The organism is Pseudomonas pharyngis (assembly GCF_021602345.1).
Taxonomy (GTDB): Bacteria; Pseudomonadota; Gammaproteobacteria; order Pseudomonadales; family Pseudomonadaceae; genus Aquipseudomonas; species Aquipseudomonas pharyngis.
In genome coordinates this window covers 1-20,542 of the sequence record NZ_BQID01000010.1, presented here as the reverse complement: position 1 = coordinate 20,542, position 20,542 = coordinate 1, and the positions used below count along the sequence as shown (strand labels likewise).

Sequence of the window (20,542 nt, the reverse complement as noted above, 5' to 3'; positions counted from 1 at the left end):
TCCCATGCGCACGTTCCCCGACTGTCGCCGCTCCCGTTCCTGTTGCCGGTATTAGCGCAACGCCTGATTTCTTCCTTATATAGTTGTGACCGTGCCGCTCTCTGGCCGGCCGCCGTTCGACTGCGTTTTCTTGCGTGGAATAAAAATAATGAACCAGCCTCAGTCCGCTGTAGGTCACTGCCTCGACGTGCAGTCCTTCATCAATGCCCAACCGATCTCGCGCTATCAGTGGCGCGTCGTGATCCTGTGTTTCCTGATTGTGTTCCTCGATGGCCTCGACACCGCGGCCATGGGTTTTATCGCGCCGGCCCTGTCCCAGGACTGGGGCATCGACCGCGCCAGCCTCGGCCCGGTGATGAGTGCCGCGCTGATCGGAATGGTCTTCGGTGCGCTGGGCTCCGGGCCGCTGGCTGACCGCTTCGGGCGAAAAGTCGTACTGGTCGGCGCGGTTTTTCTGTTCGGCGCTTTCAGCCTGGCGTCGGCCTACGCCACCAATGTCGATCAGTTGCTGGTGCTGCGTTTCCTCACTGGTCTGGGACTGGGCGCCGGGATGCCGAACGCCACCACGCTGCTGTCGGAATACACCCCGGAGCGCAAGAAGTCCCTGTTGGTGACCAGCATGTTCTGCGGCTTCAACCTGGGCATGGCCGGTGGCGGGTTTATTTCGGCCAAGTTGATCCCGGCATTCGGCTGGCACAGTCTGTTGCTGATCGGCGGGATCCTGCCGCTGATCCTCACCGTGGTGCTGCTGCTCTGGCTGCCGGAATCGGCGCGTTATCTGGTGGTGCGCAATCGCGGCACCGACAAGGTGCGCAAGACCCTCGCACCCATTGATCCTGCCATCGTCGCTCAGGCCGCGAGTTTCAGCGTGCCGGAACAGAAAACCGTGAAAGCGCGCAACGTGTTTGCGGTGATTTTTTCCGGCACCTACAGCGTCGGCACGTTGCTGCTGTGGCTGACCTACTTCATGGGTCTGGTGATCGTGTACCTGCTGACCAGCTGGCTGCCGACCCTGATGCGCGACAGCGGCGCGAGCATGGAGCAGGCGGCCTTCATCGGTGCGTTGTTCCAGTTCGGTGGGGTGCTGAGTGCGGTGGGCGTAGGCTGGGCGATGGACCGCTTCAATCCGCACAAGGTCATCGGCATTTTCTACCTGCTGGCCGGGGTGTTTGCCTACGCGGTCGGGCAGAGTCTGGGCAACATCACGCTGCTGGCGACCCTGGTGCTGGTGGCGGGCATGTGCGTCAACGGCGCGCAGTCGGCGATGCCGTCCCTGGCAGCGCGGTTTTATCCGACGCAGGGCCGGGCGACCGGTGTGTCGTGGATGCTCGGGATCGGCCGCTTCGGCGCGATTCTCGGAGCGTGGATGGGCGCGACCCTGCTGGGCCTGGGCTGGAATTTCGAGCAAGTGCTGACGGCGCTGGTGGTTCCGGCGGGCCTGGCCACGGCAGCGGTGGTGATCAAGGGTCTGGTCAGTCACGCGGACGCGACCTGAGTTTCATTGCAGGATCGTTCCCGCGTCGAACTGGCCGCAGAGGTTGCTCCGCGTTCGGCTTCGGAAGGGACGCGGAGCGTCCCGGGCTGCGTTCCCACGCAGAGCGTGGGAACGATCAGTGCCACTCCCGCACGCGGTGCGGGAGTGATCATTAGGCAGATAACAATCTGTTCGATAAACGAACACTCAGTCGATTATCGGATTGTTTGGTGAAAATCAGCGGCTTAATCTTCAGTGACTCCGGCGCAGAACCTCGCGCCTTTTTATTCACTGGCGATTCATTACAAAAACGGGAGCCCGCTCCATGGCTGAGATCCTTTCGCTGCACGACGCGGTGAAGCAATTCGTCAACGACGGCGATACCGTCGCGCTCGAAGGCTTCACTCACCTGATCCCTACGGCGGCGGGTCACGAAATCATTCGTCAGGGCAAGAAAGATCTGACCCTGGTGCGGATGACGCCTGACCTGATCTACGACCAACTGATCGGCGCCGGCTGTGCACGCAAGCTGATCTTCTCCTGGGGCGGCAACCCTGGCGTGGGTTCGCTGCACCGTCTGCGCGACGCGGTCGAGAAGCAATGGCCGCACGCGCTGGAAATCGAAGAACACAGCCACGCCGACCTGGCCAATGCCTACGTCGCCGGCGCCTCCGGCCTGCCGTTCGCGGTGTTGCGGGCCTACGCCGGTTCCGACCTGCCGAAGGTCAACCCGCTGATCAAATCCGTGACTTGCCCGTTCACCGGCGAAGTGCTGGCGGCGGTGCCGTCGGTGCGTCCGGACGTGACCGTGATCCACGCCCAGAAAGCCGACCGTCAGGGCAACGTGCTGCTGTGGGGCATTCTCGGTGTGCAGAAAGAAGCCGCACTGGCCGCCAAGCGTTGCATCGTCACCGTCGAAGAAATCGTCGACAACCTCAACGCCCCGATGAACGCCTGCGTGCTGCCGACCTGGGCCTTGAGCGCGGTCTGCCATGTACCCGGTGGCGCGCATCCGTCCTACGCCCACGGTTACACCGAGCGTGACAACCGCTTCTATCAGGCGTGGGATCCGATCGCCCGCGACCGTGAGACGTTTACCGCGTGGATCAACGAATACATCCATGGCTGCGCTGACTTCAGCGAGTTCCAGGCCAAGTTGGCCGCTGCTTCGGAGGCCAAGTAATGACTTACACCACCAATGAAATGATGACCGTCGCCGCAGCCCGTCGCCTGAAGAACGGCTCGGTGTGCTTCGTCGGCATCGGCCTGCCGTCGAAAGCCGCCAACCTGGCGCGCCTGACCTCGTCGCCGGACGTGGTGTTGATCTACGAATCCGGTCCGATTGGCGCCAAACCCAGCGTATTGCCACTGTCGATCGGTGACGGCGAACTGGCAGAAACCGCTGACACTGTCGTGCCGACCGGTGAGATTTTTCGCTACTGGCTGCAGGGCGGGCGCATCGACGTCGGTTTCCTCGGCGCAGCCCAGGTCGACCGTTTCGGCAACATCAACACCACCGTGGTCGGCGACTATCACCAGCCGAAAGTACGCCTGCCGGGTGCCGGTGGTGCGCCGGAGATCGCCGGCTCCGCGAAAAGCGTGCTGATCATCCTTAAACAGTCGGCGCGTTCGTTTGTCGACAAGCTCGATTTCATCACCTCGGTCGGCCATGGTGAGGGTGGTGATTCGCGCAAACGTCTGGGCCTGCCGGGCGCCGGCCCGGTCGGGATCATCACCGACCTGTGCATCATGGAGCCGGAAGAGGGCACCCACGAATTCGTGGTTACCGCACTGCACCCGGGCGTGACCCGCGAGCAAGTGATCGCTGCCACCGGTTGGGCAATCCGTTTTGCCGACAACGTTGACACCACCGCCGAACCGACCGAAGTCGAGCTGACCGCCCTGCGCGATCTCGAAGCCCGCACCGCAGCGGCCCACGGCCAGGCACCGGGAGAAGCATGATGCGCGACGTTTATATCTGCGATGCGATTCGTACCCCCATCGGTCGTTTCGGTGGTGGTCTGGCGGCTGTTCGCGCCGACGACCTGGCCGCCGTGCCGATCAAGGCCCTGATGGAGCGCAACCCGTCGGTGGATTGGAGCGCCATCGACGAAGTATTCCTCGGCTGCGCCAACCAGGCCGGTGAAGACAACCGCAACGTCGCGCGCATGGCGCTGTTGCTGGCCGGTCTGCCGGAGAGCGTTCCGGGCGTCACCCTCAATCGCCTCTGCGCTTCGGGCATGGATGCCATCGGTACGGCGTTCCGCGCCATTGCCAGCGGTGAAATGGAGCTGGCGATTGCCGGCGGCGTCGAGTCGATGTCCCGCGCACCGTTCGTGATGGGCAAGGCTGATGCGGCGTTCTCGCGCAACATGAAGCTGGAGGACACCACCATCGGCTGGCGTTTCATCAACCCGCTGATGAAGGCCCAGTATGGCGTTGACGCGATGCCGCAGACCGCCGACAACGTCGCCGACGACTACGAAGTTTCCCGCGAGGATCAGGACGCTTTCGCTTTGCGCAGTCAGCAACGTACGGCCGCTGCCCAGGCTGCCGGCTACTTCGCCGAGGAAATCGTCGAAGTGCGGATCGCCCACAAAAAGGGCGAAACCGTGGTCAGCCAGGACGAACACCCCCGCGCCGACACCACGCTTGAAGCGCTGAGCAAACTGAAACCGGTCAATGGCCCGGACAAGACCGTCACCGCCGGCAACGCTTCGGGCGTCAACGACGGTGCCGCCGCGCTGATTCTGGCCTCGGCGGAAGCGGTGAAAAAACACGGCCTGACCGCTCGCGCCAAAGTGCTCGGCATGGCCAGTGCCGGGGTCGCGCCACGGGTGATGGGCATCGGCCCGGTGCCGGCGGTGCGCAAACTCACCGAACGCCTCGGCGTTGCGGTCAGCGATTTCGATGTGATCGAACTCAACGAAGCCTTCGCCAGCCAGGGTCTGGCGGTGCTGCGTGAACTGGGACTGGCAGACGACGCGGCCCAGGTCAACCCGAACGGTGGCGCGATTGCCTTGGGCCACCCGTTGGGCATGAGCGGCGCGCGGCTGGTGCTGACTGCGCTGCATCAGCTGGAAAAGACTGGTGGCAAGAAAGGTCTGGCGACCATGTGCGTCGGTGTCGGCCAGGGTCTGGCCCTGGCCATCGAACGCGTCTGACGCAAGCCGTGACGAAAAAGAACAGAGGAAAGCGAAATGACTGACAAGCCTGGTTACCGCCGCCCGCAGGAAGGCACCCAGCCGCCGTACCTGCACCCGACCTATCAATCCACCAATCTGCGCTCGCCGTCCAAGCCGTTGGTGTTTCTGCCGCATTCGCTGTCGGAAATCACCGGGCCGACCATCGGTGCCGAGCGTGTGGCCGATACCGACAACGATTTGACCGCCCAGCATCAGGGTGAACCCCTCGGTGAGCGGATCATCATTCACGGGCGTGTGCTCGACGAAGACGGTCTGCCGGTCCCGGGAATTCTGGTGGAGATCTGGCAGGCCAACGCCGCCGGTCGCTACAACCATGCCCGTGACCTGCACGACGCGCCGCTGGACCCGAATTTCACCGGCACCGGCCGCACCGTGACCGACGCCGACGGCTGGTATCAGTTCCAGACCATCAAGCCCGGCGCCTATCCGTGGGGCAACCACCACAACGCCTGGCGCCCGGCCCACGTGCATTTCTCGCTGTTCGGGCCGAGCATCCTGACGCGCCTGGTCACGCAAATGTATTTCCCGGGCGACCCGCTGCTGGCCTACGACCCGATCTACAACTGCGTGCCGGACACCTCGGCCAAGGAACGCCTGATCGCCGCTTTCGATCTGGAAAAAACCATTCCGTCCTACGCCCTCGCTTATCGCTGGGACATTGTGCTGCGCGGCCGCGAAGCCACGCCGATGGAGAAATGAGATGACCCTGACTGCGACCACGTCCCACACCGTCGGGCCGTATTACCACATCGGCCTGACCTGGCTGAACCGTGAAAACCTCGCCAACGAACTGACCCTCGGCCAGCGCGTGGCGATCACCGGGCAAGTGGTGGACGGCAACGGCGATGTCGTCAACGACGCCATGCTCGAAGTCTGGCAGGCCAACGCCGCCGGCAAATATGACCACCCGGAAGACGAGCAGGCCAAGCCGCTCGATCCGAATTTCGAAGGCTTCGGCCGGGTGCCGGTGGATGCGGAAGGGCGCTTTCGTTTCACCACCATCAAGCCGGGCACGGTTGAAGGCCTGAAGGGCTCGACCCAGGCGCCGCACCTGGTGGTGCTGGTGTTTGCGCGCGGGTTGGTGAAGCACTTGCTGACGCGGATTTACTTCGAAGGCGATCCGGCGAACGTCAATGATCCGCTGCTCGAGTGCGTACCGGCGGAGCGCCGCACCACGTTGCTGGCGAAGCCGGACGCGGCGGGTGTCTATCAGTGGAATGTGATCCTGCAGGGCACTGATGCGGAGACCGTGTTCTTCGATTACTAAAGTCATTACACATCCCCTGTGGGAGCGGGCTTGCTCGCGAAGAGGGTGTGTCAGTCGACAGTGATGTTGGCTGATCCAACGCCTTCGCGAGCAAGCCCGCTCCCACAGAGATTTGCGGCGCAGAGTGTCTGTGGAACGGGGCTGTTGCAAAGTGTGTCTAGACTCTCACTGTCCCTATCGAGTGAAAAACAATGACAACCCTCACCTCCCATTACACCGGTGAAGAGCGCAGCAAGCGCATCTTTGCCATTGTCGGCGCGTCGTCCGGCAACCTCGTCGAATGGTTCGACTTCTATGTCTACGCCTTCTGCGCGATCTATTTCGCCCCGGCGTTTTTCCCCTCCGACAACCCCACGGTGCAGTTGGTCAACACGGCAGGCGTGTTCGCCGCCGGGTTCCTGATGCGACCGATCGGCGGCTGGATTTTCGGCCGGGTCGCGGACAAGCACGGGCGCAAGAACTCGATGCTGATCTCGATCCTGATGATGTGCTTCGGCTCGTTGCTGATCGCCTGCCTGCCGACCTACAAGGACATCGGCGTCTGGGCGCCGCTACTGCTGTTGTTCGCGCGTCTGCTGCAAGGCCTGTCGGTGGGCGGTGAATACGGCACCACCGCGACCTACATGAGCGAAGTCGCGCTCAAGGGCCAGCGCGGGTTCTTCGCCTCGTTCCAGTACGTGACCCTGATCGGCGGGCAACTGCTGGCGGTGCTGCTGGTGGTGATCCTGCAACAGTTCCTCTCTGAAGAAGAATTGCGTGCCTACGGCTGGCGGATTCCGTTCGTGGTCGGTGCGGCCGCCGCGCTGATTTCGCTGTTCCTGCGCCGTTCGCTGAAAGAAACCACCAGCAAGGAAATGCGCGAGAACAAGGACGCCGGCAGCATCCGCGCACTGTTCCGCGATCACAAGGCTGCGTTCATCACCGTGCTCGGCTATACCGCCGGCGGCTCGCTGATTTTCTACACCTTCACCACGTACATGCAGAAGTACCTGGTGAACACCGCCGGCATGCACGCCAAGACCGCCAGCTACATCATGACCGGCGCGCTGTTCCTGTACATGTGCATGCAGCCGCTGTTCGGCATGCTCGCCGACAAGATCGGCCGGCGTAACTCGATGCTCTGGTTCGGTGGCCTCGGCACGTTGTTCACAGTGCCGATCCTGCTCAGCCTGAAAAGTGTCGGCAGCCCGTTCCTGGCTTTCGTGCTGATCACCGTGGCGCTGGCTATCGTCAGTTTCTACACCTCGATCAGCGGTCTGGTGAAAGCCGAGATGTTCCCGCCGGAAGTCCGCGCCCTCGGCGTCGGCCTGGCCTATGCGGTGGCCAACGCGATTTTCGGCGGTTCGGCAGAATACGTGGCCCTGAGCCTCAAGGCTGGCGGCATGGAAAACGCGTTCTACTGGTATGTCACGATCATGATGGCCGTGGCGTTCCTGTTCAGCCTGCGCCTGCCCAAAGAAGCGAAGTATTTGCACCACGATCTTTAAACCGATGCGCGCGGGCCACACCGGCCCGCGCCGGCAAGGACTGTTTATGACTCAGCGACCGGGCAATCAATTGTTCGATGCCTACTTTACTGCCCGCGATATGCGCGACGTGTTCTGCGATCAGGGCCGGGTACAGGCGATGCTCGACTTCGAAGCGGCGCTGGCCCGGGCCGAAGCGCGTGTCGGGTTGATTCCAGCGGGCGCAGTCGAGTCGATCGAAAACGCCTGCCACGCCGGACTGTTCGATTTCGCAGCGCTGGGCGAGGCGATTGCCACGGCCGGCAATTCGGCGATTCCGCTGGTCAAGGCATTGGGCAAACAGATCGCCGCGACCGATGCCGAAGCCGAGCGCTATGTACATCTGGGCGCCACCAGTCAGGACGTGATGGATTCCGGTCTGGTGCTGCAATTGCGTCAGGCGCTGGAATTGATTGAAGGGGAACTGGCGCAACTGGCCGACGCTCTCGCCATTCAGGCGCAGCGCCACGCCGCGACGCCGCTGGCCGGGCGCACCTGGCTGCAACACGCGACGCCGGTGACGCTCGGCATGAAGATCGCCGGTTGGCTCGGTGCGATCACGCGCAGCCGTCAGCGTCTGCGCGAGCTCAAGCCACGGCTGCTGGTGCTGCAATTCGGCGGCGCCTCGGGCACCCTCGCGGCGCTCGGCGAACAGGCATTGCCGATTGCCCAGGCGCTGGCCGAAGAACTGCACCTGACCCTGCCGGAACAACCGTGGCACACCCAGCGTGATCGCATCGTCGAGTTCGGCGCGGTGCTCGGTCTGATCGCCGGCAGCCTCGGCAAGTTCGGCCGCGACATCAGCCTGTTGATGCAGACCGAAGCGGCGGAAGTGTTTGAGCCGTCGGCGCCGGGCAAGGGCGGTTCCTCGACCATGCCGCACAAACGCAACCCGGTGGGCGCGGCGGTGCTGATCGGCGCCGCCGCCCGCGTGCCGGGGCTGGTGTCGACGCTGTTCAGCGCCATGCCGCAGGAACACGAACGCAGCCTCGGTCTGTGGCACGCCGAATGGGAAACCCTGCCGGACATCTGCTGCCTGGTGTCGGGCGCACTGCAACAGGCGCGGCTGCTGGCCGACGGTCTGGAGGTCGATGCCGCGCGCATGGCCCGCAACCTGGAATTGACCCAAGGTCTGGTGCTGGCCGAAGCGGTGAGCATCGTCCTCGCGCAACGGGTCGGCCGCGACACCGCGCATCATCTGCTCGAGCAATGCTGCAAACGGGCGGTGGCCGAACAGCGTCATCTGCGAGCGGTCCTCGGTGACGAACCGCAGGTGATCGCCGAACTGAGCGCAACCGAACTGGATCATCTGCTCGATCCCGCCCATTACCTCGGTCAGGCGCAAGTCTGGGTCGAGCGGGCAGTGGCCGAACACAACGCATTGTCTGACTGAAAGGAGAGGGCTGTGGCTTTCGTTCAACTCGCCGATGGCGAACTGCATTACTCATTGGAAGGCCCGGTCGATGCACCGGTGCTGGTGCTGTCGAACTCGCTGGGCACCGACCTGCACATGTGGGACGTGCAGATGCCGGCCTTCACCGAACATTTTCGCGTGCTGCGTTTCGATACTCGCGGGCACGGCCAGTCGCTGGTGACGCCGGCCCCTTACAGCATCGAGCAACTGGGCCGCGACGTGCTGGCGCTGCTGGATGCGCTGCACATTGAACGCGCGCATTTTTGCGGTCTGTCGATGGGCGGCCTGATCGGCCAGTGGCTGGGGATCAACGCCGGCCAGCGGCTGAACAAACTGATCGTCTGCAACACGGCGGCGAAAATCGGCGATCCGTCGGTGTGGAACCCGCGCATCGAAACCGTGCTGCGTGACGGCCCGGCGGCGATGGTCGCGTTGCGTGATGCATCGATTGCCCGCTGGTTCACTCCGGACTTTTCTGCCGCCCATCCGGCAGCAGCGAAGCAGATTACCGACATGCTGGCCGCGACCCATCCTGAAGGTTACGCCGCCAACTGCGCAGCGGTGCGCGATGCGGATTTCCGCGAGCAGTTGGCGTCGATCACGGTGCCGCTGCTGGTGATCGCCGGTACCGAAGATGCGGTGACGCCACCGTCCGGCGGGCATTTCATTCAGGAGCATGTGCGCGGCGCCGAGTACGCCGAGTTTTATGCGGCGCACCTTTCCAACGTTCAGGCCGGCGACGCGTTCAGCGACCGCGTGCTGACCTTTTTGCTGGCCGATTGAGGGGATTTCCGTGGACGAGAAACAACGTTACGACGACGGCATGCAAGTGCGCCGCGCGGTGCTCGGCGACGCCCACGTCGATCGCAGCCTGACCACGCTGACCGAGTTCAACTCGGAATTCCAGGAGATGATTACCCGTCACGCCTGGGGCGACATCTGGACCCGACCGGGCCTGCCACGCCACACCCGCAGCCTGATCACCATCGCCATGCTGATCGGCATGAACCGCGAAGGTGAACTGAAGTTGCACCTGCGGGCGGCGGCCAACAATGGCGTGAGTCGCGGCGAGATCAAGGAAGTGATCATGCAGAGCGCGATCTACTGCGGGATTCCGGCGGCGAATGCGACGTTTCATCTGGCTGAATCGGTGTGGGATGAGCTGGGTATCGAATCTCGCGAGTAATCGCCGAATTCGAGGGGGCGCAGCCTGTTGAAGGCTGCGATCCTTTGAACTTCATACCTTGGCAACAATGAAAGTCCGCTTGAACGCAAACAACGTATGGCCATTTTCCTCCTGCGGATAATGCGCATGCACCCGCCTCAGGTAGTGATAAATGAAGCGCGCTTGTTCCTCCGACGTCAGCCCCTGCATCACCGGCCGCAGCGCCGACACCTTCACCCAGTCATAAACCGGCGACTTGCCGTCGACCACCTGCAACTGCTCGGTTTCCCAGATATCCAGTGATTGGGTCAGCGGGGCCAGCAGCCGGTAGTAATCCTCCAGCGACAACAACGTCCGCGCGGCCATGCGCTGGCGCAATTGCGCAGTGCCGATGGGGCGGCCGCAGGGTCCGGCATGGTTGAGGGTGTCGAGCATCAGCTGATACCACAGCGCATCACGCCAGTCCGGCATATGCGCGGCCAGGCAGCCGCCGGGGTTTATGTGGCCGAGCAGACGGGGCAGCAGTTGCTCATGGTCGTCGATAAAGTGCAGCACGGCTGCGGCCAGCAGCAGGTCGGCCGATTGCTCGGGTTGCCAGTCGAGCAGATTGCAGTGCTGCCACGACGCCTTGATCGGCAGGCTGCGGGCCTGATCGAGCATCTGTGCCGAACTGTCGATGCCCCGCAACTGCGCACGCGGCCAGCGTTCGGCCAACAGTTGCGTGGCAATGCCGGTGCCGCAACCGAGGTCATAAATGAGTTTCGGATCGTTCAGTTCGACGCGGCCGAGCAATTCAACGACCGGTTGTTGCCTGAGACGGGAAAACTGCTGGTACGCCTTGGCGTCCCAGTCGGGTGGCGTGTTGAGGCGAGTGATCATGAGGTGATCCTCCGGTGATCAGCAGTGTCTTCCGATGACAGCCTGGCTCGAGTCTTGGGGACCAACATCAACAGATAACGGAAGCGGGAAGGGTGAGGCACCTGAGTCCTTCAGGTGATTCCACTCTAATCGACGCCCGCCGAAGTGCCACACATCCTGACGGGTGGCACCTAAGGGGGATTGATACCTACAGCAAACTGATCGGATAGCTGACAATCAGGCGGTTCTCGTCGAACTCGTTGTTGCTGAAGTCGCGGCGCATGGTCGAGTTGCGCCATCTGACGTTCAGGTTTTTCAGCGTGCCGCTCTGCACGGTGTAGCCCAGTTCCGATTCGCGGCCCCATTCCTTGCCGTCGGTGATGGTGCCGGTGTGCACGTTGTCGCCGCTGATGTAACGGTTCATCAGGGTCAGGCCAGGGATGCCCAGGGCAACGAAGTTGTAGTCGTGGCGGACCTGCCAGGAGCGTTCCTGCGCGTTGTCATAGCTGGCGTTGTAGCTGTCGTTGGCCAGGGTGCCGCCGCTGGTGCCGTTGACGCGCATCCAGGCGCTGTCGCCGGTGAGTTTCTGCAGGCCGACGTAGAAGGTGTGGCCACCGTATTTTGCCGAGAACATCCCCGACCAGGTCTTGTTGTCGAGCTCGCCGGCGCGGGCGCTGCCGTCGTCCTTGCCGTAGAAGAAACCGAGGTTGGCGCCCAACGTCCAGTCGCCGAGCGGCTGGCTGTGGATCAGGTTGACGTATTGCTGGCTGTAAATGTCCTTGAGTTCAGCGTTCCACAGGCCGATCTGGGTGCGCTTGTCGTTGAACACGTATTCGCCACCCTGAAAGTTGAAGCGGTCGGAGGTGAACGCGGCTTTGCCGGTCATCGACATGTCGCTCATGCTGCTGTCGTCACGCGGGCTGTTGGCGCGGAACTGGCCGCCATAAAGGGTCAGGCCATCGATTTCCTTCGAGGTGATCTGGCCACCGCGAAAGGTCTGCGGCAGCGAGCGGCCGTCGTCCGAGCGCAGGATCGGCAACACCGGCATCCACTCGCCGACCTTCACTTCGGTTTGCGACAGCTTCGCCTTGAAGGCGACGTTGGTGCGGCCGAAGTTGTCCGCCGGGCGTCCGTCATGATCCAGCGGCAACAATTGCGTGCCGCCGGTGCCTTTGCCGCCATCGAGCTTCACCGAGTACAACCCCAGCACATCCAGACCGAACCCGACGGTGCCTTGGGTGAAACCGGATTTGGCGTCGAGGATGAAGTTCTGCGTCCACTCTTCAGCCTTGCCCTGAGCCTTGGTCGGGTTGGTGAAGTTGCGGTTGATGTAGAAGTTGCGCAGGTTCAGGTTGACCTTGGCCCCGTCGATAAAACCGGTTTCTTCTGCCGCAGCGGGCATCGCGATGCCGGCCAGGGCGAGGGCGATCAGACCGGGAAGTGCGTAGGGCGCAGGGGAGGTTGTCATGGGCTCGGGTCTCTCTTGTTTTTTTGGGCAAACGGGGGCGCTGCGACCGTTTTTCAAGGCGCAGACATTCGATGGATTCAGAGGCGAAGCGGCGGTGATCAGCCGGGAGGAGCAGGGCGCGGGAGCATGGTGTCGAACCTGTTGTTATTGGTTTTGTGGCTCGAATGGTGCGGGGCGCGGGCGAGGCGATTCAATCGGTGAAAGTGGAATTTGGGCGATTATCGAACGCAAGATTTGCGGGCAACAAAAAGCCCACCAAACGGTGGGCTTCTTGTATTCAGCAGATGATCAGAACAACTTCATCTTCGGCGCTTCTTCTTTGAGCGGCTCGTTCTGCGCGGTCTGCGCATTCCAGCCACCGCCCAGGGCCTTGTACAGGTTGACCGCACTGGTCAGCTGCGCGAGGCGGTCGGTGATCAGCGATTGTTGTGCGCTGAACAGCTGACGCTGGGCATCGAGGAAGGTCAGGTTGCTGTCGACGCCAATGCGATAGCGACGCTCGGCCAGGCGGTAGTAATCCTGGTTGGCCTGAACGAAATCACGCTGGGCCTGCAACTGCTCGGTGTAGGTCTGGCGCGCGGCCAGGCCGTCGGCGACTTCCTGGAAGGCCGTTTGAATGGACTTCTCGTAGTTCGCCACGCCAATGTCCTTCTGGATCTTGGCGTAGTCGAGGCTGGCGCGCAGGCTGCCGGCGTTGAAGATCGGCAGGTTGATCTGCGGCTGGAACAGCCACGTGCCCGAACCGCCCTTGAACAGGCCGGACAGGTCCGGGCTCAGGCTGCCCGCGTTGGCGGTCAGGCTGATGCTCGGGAAGAACGCTGCACGGGCCGCGCCGATGTTGGCGTTGGCGGCCTTCAGGTTGTACTCGGCCTGAAGGATGTCCGGACGACGTTGCAGCAGATCCGACGGCAGACCGGCCGGTACGTCGGCCAGCAGGTCATCCGACAGCGGTTTGGCCGCTTGCAGGTTGGCCGGGATGCCGGTGCCGAGCAGCAGGGTCAGGCTGTTTTCGTCCTGGGCCACCTGGCGGGTGTAACGCGCCAGTTGTGCCCGGGCGTTCTCGACCGAGGTACGCGACTGCGCCAGGTCCAGCGCCGAGGCCACACCGACTTCGTTGCTGCGGCTGGTCAGTTTGTAGCTTTCCTCGAAGGCACCGAGGGTGTCCTGGGTCAGCTTGAGCAGTTCCTTGTCGGCCTGCCAGGTCAGGTAGGCGTTGGCCACGCTGGCCACCAGGCTGATCTGGGTGCTGCGGCGCGCTTCTTCGGTGGCGAAGTATTGTTGCAGCGCTTGTTCGCTCAGGCTGCGAACCCGACCGAAAAGGTCGAGTTCGTAGGCGCTGATGCCGACGGTAGCGGAGTAGGAACTGCTGATGGCCGCTTCACCGGTCTGCGACGCACGGGCCGGAACCCGCTGGCGGCTGCCGCTGGCATTGGCCGACACGGCCGGGAACAGATCGGCGCGCTGGATGCGGTATTGAGCCGCGTAGGCGTCGATGTTCAGCGCCGCGACACGCAGGTCGCGGTTGTTTTCCAGGGCCACCTGGATCAGCTGCTGCAGGGCCGGGTCATGGAAAAACTGCTTCCAGCCCTGCTCAGCAGCGGCCTGCGCCGGTGCCTGGGCCGGCGAGTACGCCGGGCCCTGCGGGTATTGGCCCGCCACCGGTGCTTGCGGCTGCTGATAATCCGGTATCAGCGAGCAACCGCTCAGCACGAAGGCGGCGACTGCGATGGAGAGTAGCGACTTGCTCATTGGCCAGCCTCTTTAGGAGTTTCTATGGCGTCATCCTTGCCGGCGTTTTTGCGCTGACCCATGGACGACACAGTGACGAAGAACAGTGGAACCCAGAATATCGCCAGGATCGTCGCGGTGAGCATACCGCCAATCACGCCGGTACCGATCGCGTGTTGACTGCCCGAGCCTGCGCCGGTGGAGATAGCCAACGGTACAACACCGAGGACGAAGGCCAGCGACGTCATGATGATCGGTCGCAGACGCATGCGGCAGGCTTCAATGGCCGCATCGCGCAGACTGCGTCCCTGCTCGTGCAATTCCTTGGCGAACTCGACGATCAGAATGGCGTTTTTAGCCGCCAGACCGATAGTCGTCAACAGACCCACCTGGAAGTACACGTCGTTCGACAGACCGCGCAGACTGGTGGCCATCAGTGCACCGATGATCCCCAGCGGTACCACGAGCATGACCGCGATCGGAATCGACCAGCTTTCATACAGCGCCGCCAGACACAGGAACACCATCAGCAGCGACAGGGCGTACAGCGCCGGAGCCTGTGAGCCGGACAGACGTTCTTCGTACGACAGACCGGTCCACGAGATACCCACACCGGCCGGCAGTTTCTTGGCAATCGCCTCGACTTCGGCCATCGCTTCACCGGTGGAATAACCCGGCGCCGGGGCACCGAGGATCTCAACCGCTTCAACGCCGTTGTAACGCGCCAGCTTCGGCGAACCGTAGATCCACTCGCCCTTGGCGAACGCGGAGAACGGAACCATGGTGCCGGCGGCGTTGCGCACGTACCACTTTTTCAGGTCTTCCGGGCTCATGCGCGAGTCTGGCCGGCCCTGCACGTACACCTTCTTCACCCGACCACGGTCGATGAAGTCGTTGACGTAGCTACTGCCCAGCGCAATCGACAGGGTGTTGTTGATGTCGGAGATGGTGATGCCCAGGGCACTGGCCTTCTCGTCATCGATTTCCAGCTGGAACTGCGGTTCATCGTTCAGACCGTTCGGACGGACCTGCGTGAGCACCTTGCTCTGCGCGGCCATGCCGAGGAACTGGTTGCGCGCGGCCATCAGTTGTTCGTGACCGATACCGGCGCGGTCCTGCAGGAACACGTCGAAACCGGTGGCATTACCCAGCTCCAGTACGGCCGGCGGGGCGAAGGCGAACACCATCGCATCGCGGAAGCTGAAGAAGTGCTGCTGGGCGCGGGCGGCGAGTTTGAACACGCTGTTGTCGGCGTTACGTTCGTCCCACGGCTTGAGCATGATGAACGCCATACCCGAGCTCTGGCCACGGCCGGCGAAGTTGAAGCCGGTCACGGTGAACACCGAGGCTACTGCGTCGCCTTCACCGCCGTCCTTGGTCGGACGCAGCAGGAATTCACGCATTTCATCCACCACCACCTGAGTGCGCTGGGCACTGGAACCGGCGGGTGTCTGCACCTGGGCGAACAGAACGCCCTGGTCTTCTTCCGGCAGGAACGCGGTCGGGATGCGGGTGAACAGCCAGATCATGCCGACCACGATCAGCAGGTACGCCAGCAGATACGGCGCCTTGCGCGACAACATGTTGCCGACACCGCGCTCGTAGCTGTTGACGCCACGGTCGAAGTTGCGGTTGAACCAGCCGAAGAAACCCTTTTTCGGCGTGCCGTGCTCACCGTGCGGAATCGCTTTGAGCATGGTGGCGCACAGCGCCGGGGTGAAGATCAGCGCGACCAGTACCGACAGCGCCATGGCCGACACGATGGTGATCGAGAACTGCTTGTAGATCACACCGGTGGAGCCGCTGAAGAATGCCATCGGCAGCAACACCGCCGACAGCACCAGGGCGATACCGACCAGGGCGCCCTGGATCTGGCCCATGGATTTCTTGGTCGCTTCCTTCGGTGACAAGCCTTCTTCGCTCATCACCCGCTCGACGTTTTCCACCACGACAATGGCGTCGTCCACCAGCAAGCCGATGGCCAGCACCATGCCGAACATGGTCAGGGTGTTGATGCTGAAACCGGCCGCTGCGAGGATGCCGAAAGTACCGAGCAATACCACCGGCACGGTCATCGTGGTGATGACGGTGGCGCGGAAGTTCTGCAGGAACAGGAACATCACCAGGAACACCAGCGCAATCGCTTCGACCAGGGTGTGAACCACGCCTTTGATCGACTCGGTCACCACCGGGGTGGTGTCGTACGGGAACACCACTTCCATGCCTTGCGGGAAGAACGGCTTGAGGTCGTCAATCGTCTTGCGCAGTGCCTTGGCGGTGTCGAGGGCGTTGGCGCCGTTGGCCAGTTTCACCGCCAGACCGGACGCCGGGCTGCCGTTGAACTGGGCGCTGATCGCATAGTTCTCGCCACCCAGGCCGACGTCGGCGACGTCTTTGAGGCGAACCTGCGAGCCGTCCTTGTTGACCTTGAGCAGAATCTCTTTGAACTGCTCGGCGGTCTGCAGACGGGTCTTGCCGATGATCGTGGCGTTCAGCTGCTGGCCCTGCACGGCAGGCAAGCCGCCGAGCTGACCGGACGAAACCTGGACGTTCTGCGCCGCAATCGCGGTTTTCACGTCGACCGGGGTCAGGTTGAAGTTGTTCAACTTGGCCGGGTCGAGCCAGATGCGCATCGCGTACTGGGCACCGAAGACCTGGAAGTCACCGACACCGGCGGTCCGGGAGATCGGGTCCTGCATGTTCGACACGATGTAGTTGGACAGGTCGTCCTTGGTCATGCTGCCGTCACGCGACACCACGCCGATCACCAGCAGGAAGTTCTTCACTGCCTTGGTCACGCGGATACCCTGTTGCTGCACTTCCTGCGGCAGCAGCGGGGTGGCCAGGTTCAGCTTGTTCTGGACCTGGACCTGCGCGGTGTCGGAGTTGGTGCCTTGCTCGAAGGTCGCGGTGATGGTCATGCTGCCGTCGGAGTTACTTTCCGAGGACACATAACGCAGGTTGTCGATACCGTTGAGCTGCTGCTCGATCACTTGCACCACGGTGTCCTGAACCGTCTGTGCCGAAGCACCCGGGTAGGTCACCGAGATTGCAATGGCCGGTGGCGCAATGCTCGGGTACTGGTTGATTGGCAGTTTCAGGATCGAAAGTGCCCCGACCAGCATGATCACCAGGGCAATTACCCAGGCGAAAATCGGACGGTCGATGAAAAATTTTGACATGGATTACTCCCCTTTGCCGCCGGCGGCTTTGTCAGCTGCCTGAGCGGGGGCCGGGTTCTTGTTGCCGACGTTGGTCGCTTCGGTCGGTTTGACCTCAACACCCGGTTTGACGAATTGCAGCCCTTCGGTGATCAGACGATCGCCGGCCTTCAGGCCGTCTTCGATCAGCCACTGGCTGCCGACGGTGCGGCTGGCCTTGAGCTGACGCAGCTCGACCTTGTTGTCCGGACCGACGACCAGCGCAGTCGGGGTGCCCTTGAGGTCGCGGGTCACGCCTTGCTGCGGCGCGAGGATCGCGGCGCTGTTCACACCGGCCTGCAACTGCGCGTGGACGAACATGCCCGGCAACAGAGTGTGGTCCGGGTTCGGGAACACGGCGCGCAGGGTCACGGAACCGGTGGTCTGGTCGACCGACACTTCGGAGAATTCCAGCTTACCGTCGAGCTTGTACTGGCTGCCGTCTTCGAGGGTCAGCTTGACGGCAGCGGCGTTGTCGCCGGCCTTCTGCAGACGACCGCTTTCCAGTTCGCGACGCAATTCCAGCAACTCGACCGAGGACTGGGTAACGTCGACGTAGATCGGGTCCAGTTGCTGGATCACGGCCATCGCGTCGGTCTGGCCGCTGCTGACCAGCGCGCCTTCGGTCACCGAAGAACGGCCGATGCGACCGGAGATCGGTGCGTAGACCTTGGTGTAACGCACGTTGATCTGCGCGCTTTGCAACGACGCTTCCGATTGCAGGCGGTTGGCCACGGCGGTGTCGTATTCCTGACGGCTGACGGCCTGCTCGTCGACCAGTTGCTTGTAGCGGTCGGAGATCGACTTGGTCGAACGCAGGTTGGCTTCGGCGCTTTTCAGGGTCGCTTCATAAACCGACGGATCGATCTGATACAGCTGCTGGCCGGCTTTGACATCGCCGCCTTCCTTGAACAGACGCTTGAGAATGATGCCGTTGACCTGCGGACGAACTTCGGCGATGCGGAATGCACTGGTGCGGCCCGGCAGTTCGGAAGTCAGAGTAAAGGCTTGTGGTTGCAGGGTGACGACGCCGACCTGAGGAGGTGGTGCGGCGGGAGCCGCCTCTTCCTTTTTACATCCGCTGAGCAGCGATGCCAGGGCGACGGCAGTGACCAGAGCGGTAACAGCTGGCTTGAATTGCATGAAGATCCTCGGGTCAGGCGCGCGAAAAGCGCACAAGAAGTGTGGAAGGGTAAAAAAGGGTTATCGGGTGGATAAGTAGCTTGCTAATGAATATACTTACGTTCATGGTTGTTTGTAAACACCTTGGCGTCGTATCCATCCTGTTACAAAAGTCGTCGCAAGGTCTGAAATTGTAGGCCGGGGAGCCGATCCGCGAGAGATCGACCCTTTTTTATTCAGCGGATATTCAGCCATCCCTGAAACATCCTGTTTGAGGTTTTACTGCCATGGTCCGTCGTACCAAAGAGGAAGCTCAGGAAACGCGCAGCCAGATTCTCGAAGCGGCCGAGAAAGCCTTCTATGAGCGGGGCGTGGCGCGCACGACATTGTCGGATATCGCGACCCTGGCCGGGGTGACGCGCGGAGCCATCTACTGGCACTTCAGCAACAAGGCCGATCTGTTGCAAGCCATGCTCGATACTCTGCATGAGCCGTTGGACGAACTGGCCAAGGCCAGCGAAAGCGAGGACGAACCCGATCCACTGGGCTGCATGCGCCAATTGCTGATTCATTTGTTTCATAAAGTTGCACTGGATCCGAAGACCCGGCGTATCAACGAAATTTTGTTTCATAAGTGCGAGTTCACCGATGAAATGTGCGATCTGCGTCAGCAGCGCCGGACCGCCAGCCTCGATTGCAATGTGCGGATCGCGCTGACACTGAGTAACGCGGTCAATCGTGGGCAGTTGCCGGCGGACCTCGACACCGCCCGGGCAGCCATCAGCATTCACGCCTATATCGACGGCCTCCTTTATGGATGGCTCCTGGCGCCGGACGCCTTCGATCTGTACGCCGAGGCGGAGCGTTGGGTCGATACGGGGCTGGACATGCTGCGCTGGAGCCCCAGCCTGCGCAAATGAAACAAAATTCGTTATTGGTCCGTGGGTGTCAACCGTGATGTTGAAAATGAACGGTGCTTCACGCACGCTGCGGTGATGGGCTGCTTTTATATACGCACGTTCACTTGATTGACAGATTGCTAGCTCAGTATTTTGTAGGAATTTTGTGTCTGGAATGTGAGAGAGGGTAAGTGCCAGACAATCAATCCTGACGTGATCCCCTATTGGAGCTGCGTCAGACCTACGATAAACAAAAAGCCCCGACTCTTTCGAGTCCAGGGCTTTTTTCGTGTTTCTGTAATTGACGAATACTGTCGGGTAGTCGATGTGGCCGACCGTGGAGCATCCTTGAGTGCATACCGCTTTACGAACAAAGGAATCTTTTTACTTGAATGGTTGCGAACTATGTAATCTCAGTTCCCGACAGCCCAATAATTGGTTATACGGGCGGCGGTCGTACTTAACCTAAGTTGATCACTATGGCATAGCTATAAGGGCGAGCGGGCTGTTGCCGGGTTATATGAGATTCGCAGGTCAGTGGTTTTTTGCCAATAGAACGAACGTTATGTTCGCGTTTGGGGATTATTTTCGTGTCAAAGGCGAACGGTTCATAGGGGGCCGTTAACTTTACTGAGGTTGTGAAATGAAAGGCCTGTTTTTCACCGGAGTAAGTAAACGCATGTCCGACGGGGGTGGATCTGCGCCGTTTCGCCCCACCAGAAATCGCTGGAGGCGTGCTGCGTAGTATGAACTGCATGTATTTCCACGGGTGGATGACCAGATCCTCTCCTTGGAATCCACTGGTATCCCAGCTGCATTGGGTGAGTGAAAATTTTTCCGAGGTTCCGTTGTAGATATTGATCAGAATACTGTTATTGCCTTCGTGTTTAATCGTATTCCAGGTTTTTTCTTCGTGTTGTTGAGCTTTTTTGATAACGGTTTTAAATTCATCTTCGGGTTTTGAGTGGTTAGTGGTCTTGGTGGGTTCGTCGTCGGTGACGCTGGAAAGCACAGTACCTAAAATACCAGCGGCGACTGGATTAATTAAATAGGTTGAGCTTGATAAAATGGAGTTTAGAGTAGTGTTTTCGAATGTTTTGATTTGAGTTTCTTCATGATTGTTTTCGTCTTTTGAAGCGGTGTTGTTTGTTGTGTCATTCATGACGGTTTCTCTTTTTGTTTAGTTTGAGGGTGCGAAAATAACAGTACCAAGGTCGTTGTGCATGCGAGCTATGT

The 20,542-nt window shown here is 61.3% G+C and carries 17 protein-coding genes; 11 read left to right on the top strand and 6 right to left on the bottom strand.

Features of this window, described 5'->3' with window-relative positions:
* Positions 1 to 148: 148 nt before the first annotated feature.
* From pcaK to pcaC, 10 genes are all read left to right on the top strand, one after another.
* Positions 149 to 1,495, top strand: coding sequence for a 4-hydroxybenzoate transporter PcaK (pcaK, locus tag L6D74_RS20400; RefSeq protein WP_085666812.1), 1,347 nt, complete (start codon positions 149 to 151; stop codon positions 1,493 to 1,495).
* Positions 1,496 to 1,799: 304 nt separating this feature from the next.
* On the top strand, positions 1,800 to 2,657 hold the full coding sequence (locus L6D74_RS20395; RefSeq protein ID WP_003222404.1) for a CoA transferase subunit A: 858 nt from the start codon (positions 1,800 to 1,802) through the stop codon (positions 2,655 to 2,657).
* On the top strand, positions 2,657 to 3,436 hold the full coding sequence (locus tag L6D74_RS20390; protein ID WP_011332818.1) for a CoA-transferase subunit beta: 780 nt from the start codon (positions 2,657 to 2,659) through the stop codon (positions 3,434 to 3,436). The genes L6D74_RS20395 and L6D74_RS20390 overlap by 1 nt, the downstream gene beginning before the upstream one ends.
* The gene (pcaF, locus tag L6D74_RS20385) at positions 3,433 to 4,638 is read left to right on the top strand and encodes a 3-oxoadipyl-CoA thiolase (protein ID WP_178076184.1); all 1,206 of its coding nucleotides are present in this window, start codon (positions 3,433 to 3,435) and stop codon (positions 4,636 to 4,638) included. Before L6D74_RS20390 ends, pcaF begins: the two co-directional genes overlap by 4 nt.
* A 36-nt stretch (positions 4,639 to 4,674) precedes the next feature.
* Positions 4,675 to 5,379: a protocatechuate 3,4-dioxygenase subunit beta gene (gene pcaH / locus L6D74_RS20380; RefSeq protein WP_011332820.1), complete on the top strand. Its 705-nt coding sequence runs from the start codon at positions 4,675 to 4,677 to the stop codon at positions 5,377 to 5,379.
* Between the two features lies 1 nt (position 5,380).
* A complete protein-coding gene (pcaG, locus tag L6D74_RS20375) occupies positions 5,381 to 5,947 on the top strand; it encodes a protocatechuate 3,4-dioxygenase subunit alpha (protein WP_064593979.1) in 567 nt (188 codons plus the stop codon).
* Between the two features lie 191 nt (positions 5,948 to 6,138).
* On the top strand, positions 6,139 to 7,434 hold the full coding sequence (locus L6D74_RS20370) for an MFS family transporter (protein WP_039771430.1): 1,296 nt from the start codon (positions 6,139 to 6,141) through the stop codon (positions 7,432 to 7,434).
* A 46-nt stretch (positions 7,435 to 7,480) separates the two neighbouring features.
* Positions 7,481 to 8,845 carry a 3-carboxy-cis,cis-muconate cycloisomerase gene (locus L6D74_RS20365; RefSeq protein ID WP_236190170.1) on the top strand — a complete coding sequence of 455 codons (1,365 nt, stop codon included), beginning with the start codon at positions 7,481 to 7,483 and terminating at the stop codon, positions 8,843 to 8,845.
* A gap of 12 nt (positions 8,846 to 8,857) precedes the next feature.
* Positions 8,858 to 9,649, top strand: a complete 792-nt coding sequence (gene pcaD / locus L6D74_RS20360; RefSeq protein WP_236190168.1) for a 3-oxoadipate enol-lactonase — start codon at positions 8,858 to 8,860, stop codon at positions 9,647 to 9,649.
* 10 nt (positions 9,650 to 9,659) lie between these two features.
* Positions 9,660 to 10,052, top strand: a complete 393-nt coding sequence (gene pcaC, locus L6D74_RS20355) for a 4-carboxymuconolactone decarboxylase (RefSeq protein WP_041070503.1) — start codon at positions 9,660 to 9,662, stop codon at positions 10,050 to 10,052.
* A 51-nt stretch (positions 10,053 to 10,103) separates the two neighbouring features.
* Here the strand turns inward: pcaC and L6D74_RS20350 are convergent, their stop codons facing one another.
* From L6D74_RS20350 to emhA, 5 genes are all read right to left on the bottom strand, one after another.
* Positions 10,104 to 10,910 carry a methyltransferase domain-containing protein gene (locus tag L6D74_RS20350; RefSeq protein WP_236190167.1) on the bottom strand — a complete coding sequence of 269 codons (807 nt, stop codon included), beginning with the start codon at positions 10,908 to 10,910 and terminating at the stop codon, positions 10,104 to 10,106.
* 187 nt (positions 10,911 to 11,097) lie between these two features.
* A complete protein-coding gene (locus tag L6D74_RS20345) occupies positions 11,098 to 12,357 on the bottom strand; it encodes an OprD family porin (RefSeq protein WP_236190165.1) in 1,260 nt (419 codons plus the stop codon).
* 288 nt (positions 12,358 to 12,645) lie between these two features.
* Positions 12,646 to 14,106 (bottom strand): efflux RND transporter outer membrane subunit EmhC, encoded by a 1,461-nt coding sequence (gene emhC, locus L6D74_RS20340; RefSeq protein ID WP_064593991.1) that lies wholly within the window; start codon positions 14,104 to 14,106, stop codon positions 12,646 to 12,648.
* Complete coding sequence (gene emhB / locus L6D74_RS20335) at positions 14,103 to 17,267, bottom strand: efflux RND transporter permease subunit EmhB (RefSeq protein ID WP_236190163.1); 3,165 nt, start codon at positions 17,265 to 17,267, stop codon at positions 14,103 to 14,105. Before emhB ends, emhC begins: the two co-directional genes overlap by 4 nt.
* 3 nt (positions 17,268 to 17,270) lie before the next feature.
* The gene (emhA, locus tag L6D74_RS20330) at positions 17,271 to 18,428 is read right to left on the bottom strand and encodes an efflux RND transporter periplasmic adaptor subunit EmhA (RefSeq protein WP_236190160.1); all 1,158 of its coding nucleotides are present in this window, start codon (positions 18,426 to 18,428) and stop codon (positions 17,271 to 17,273) included.
* Positions 18,429 to 18,694: 266 nt separating this feature from the next.
* Here emhA and L6D74_RS20325 point away from each other — a divergent pair, with 266 nt between their 5' ends.
* Positions 18,695 to 19,327 (top strand): TetR family transcriptional regulator, encoded by a 633-nt coding sequence (locus tag L6D74_RS20325; RefSeq protein ID WP_064593995.1) that lies wholly within the window; start codon positions 18,695 to 18,697, stop codon positions 19,325 to 19,327.
* 439 nt (positions 19,328 to 19,766) lie between these two features.
* Here the strand turns inward: L6D74_RS20325 and L6D74_RS20320 are convergent, their stop codons facing one another.
* The gene (locus L6D74_RS20320) at positions 19,767 to 20,468 is read right to left on the bottom strand and encodes a hypothetical protein (protein ID WP_236190159.1); all 702 of its coding nucleotides are present in this window, start codon (positions 20,466 to 20,468) and stop codon (positions 19,767 to 19,769) included.
* Between the last annotated feature and the right edge of the window lie 74 nt (positions 20,469 to 20,542).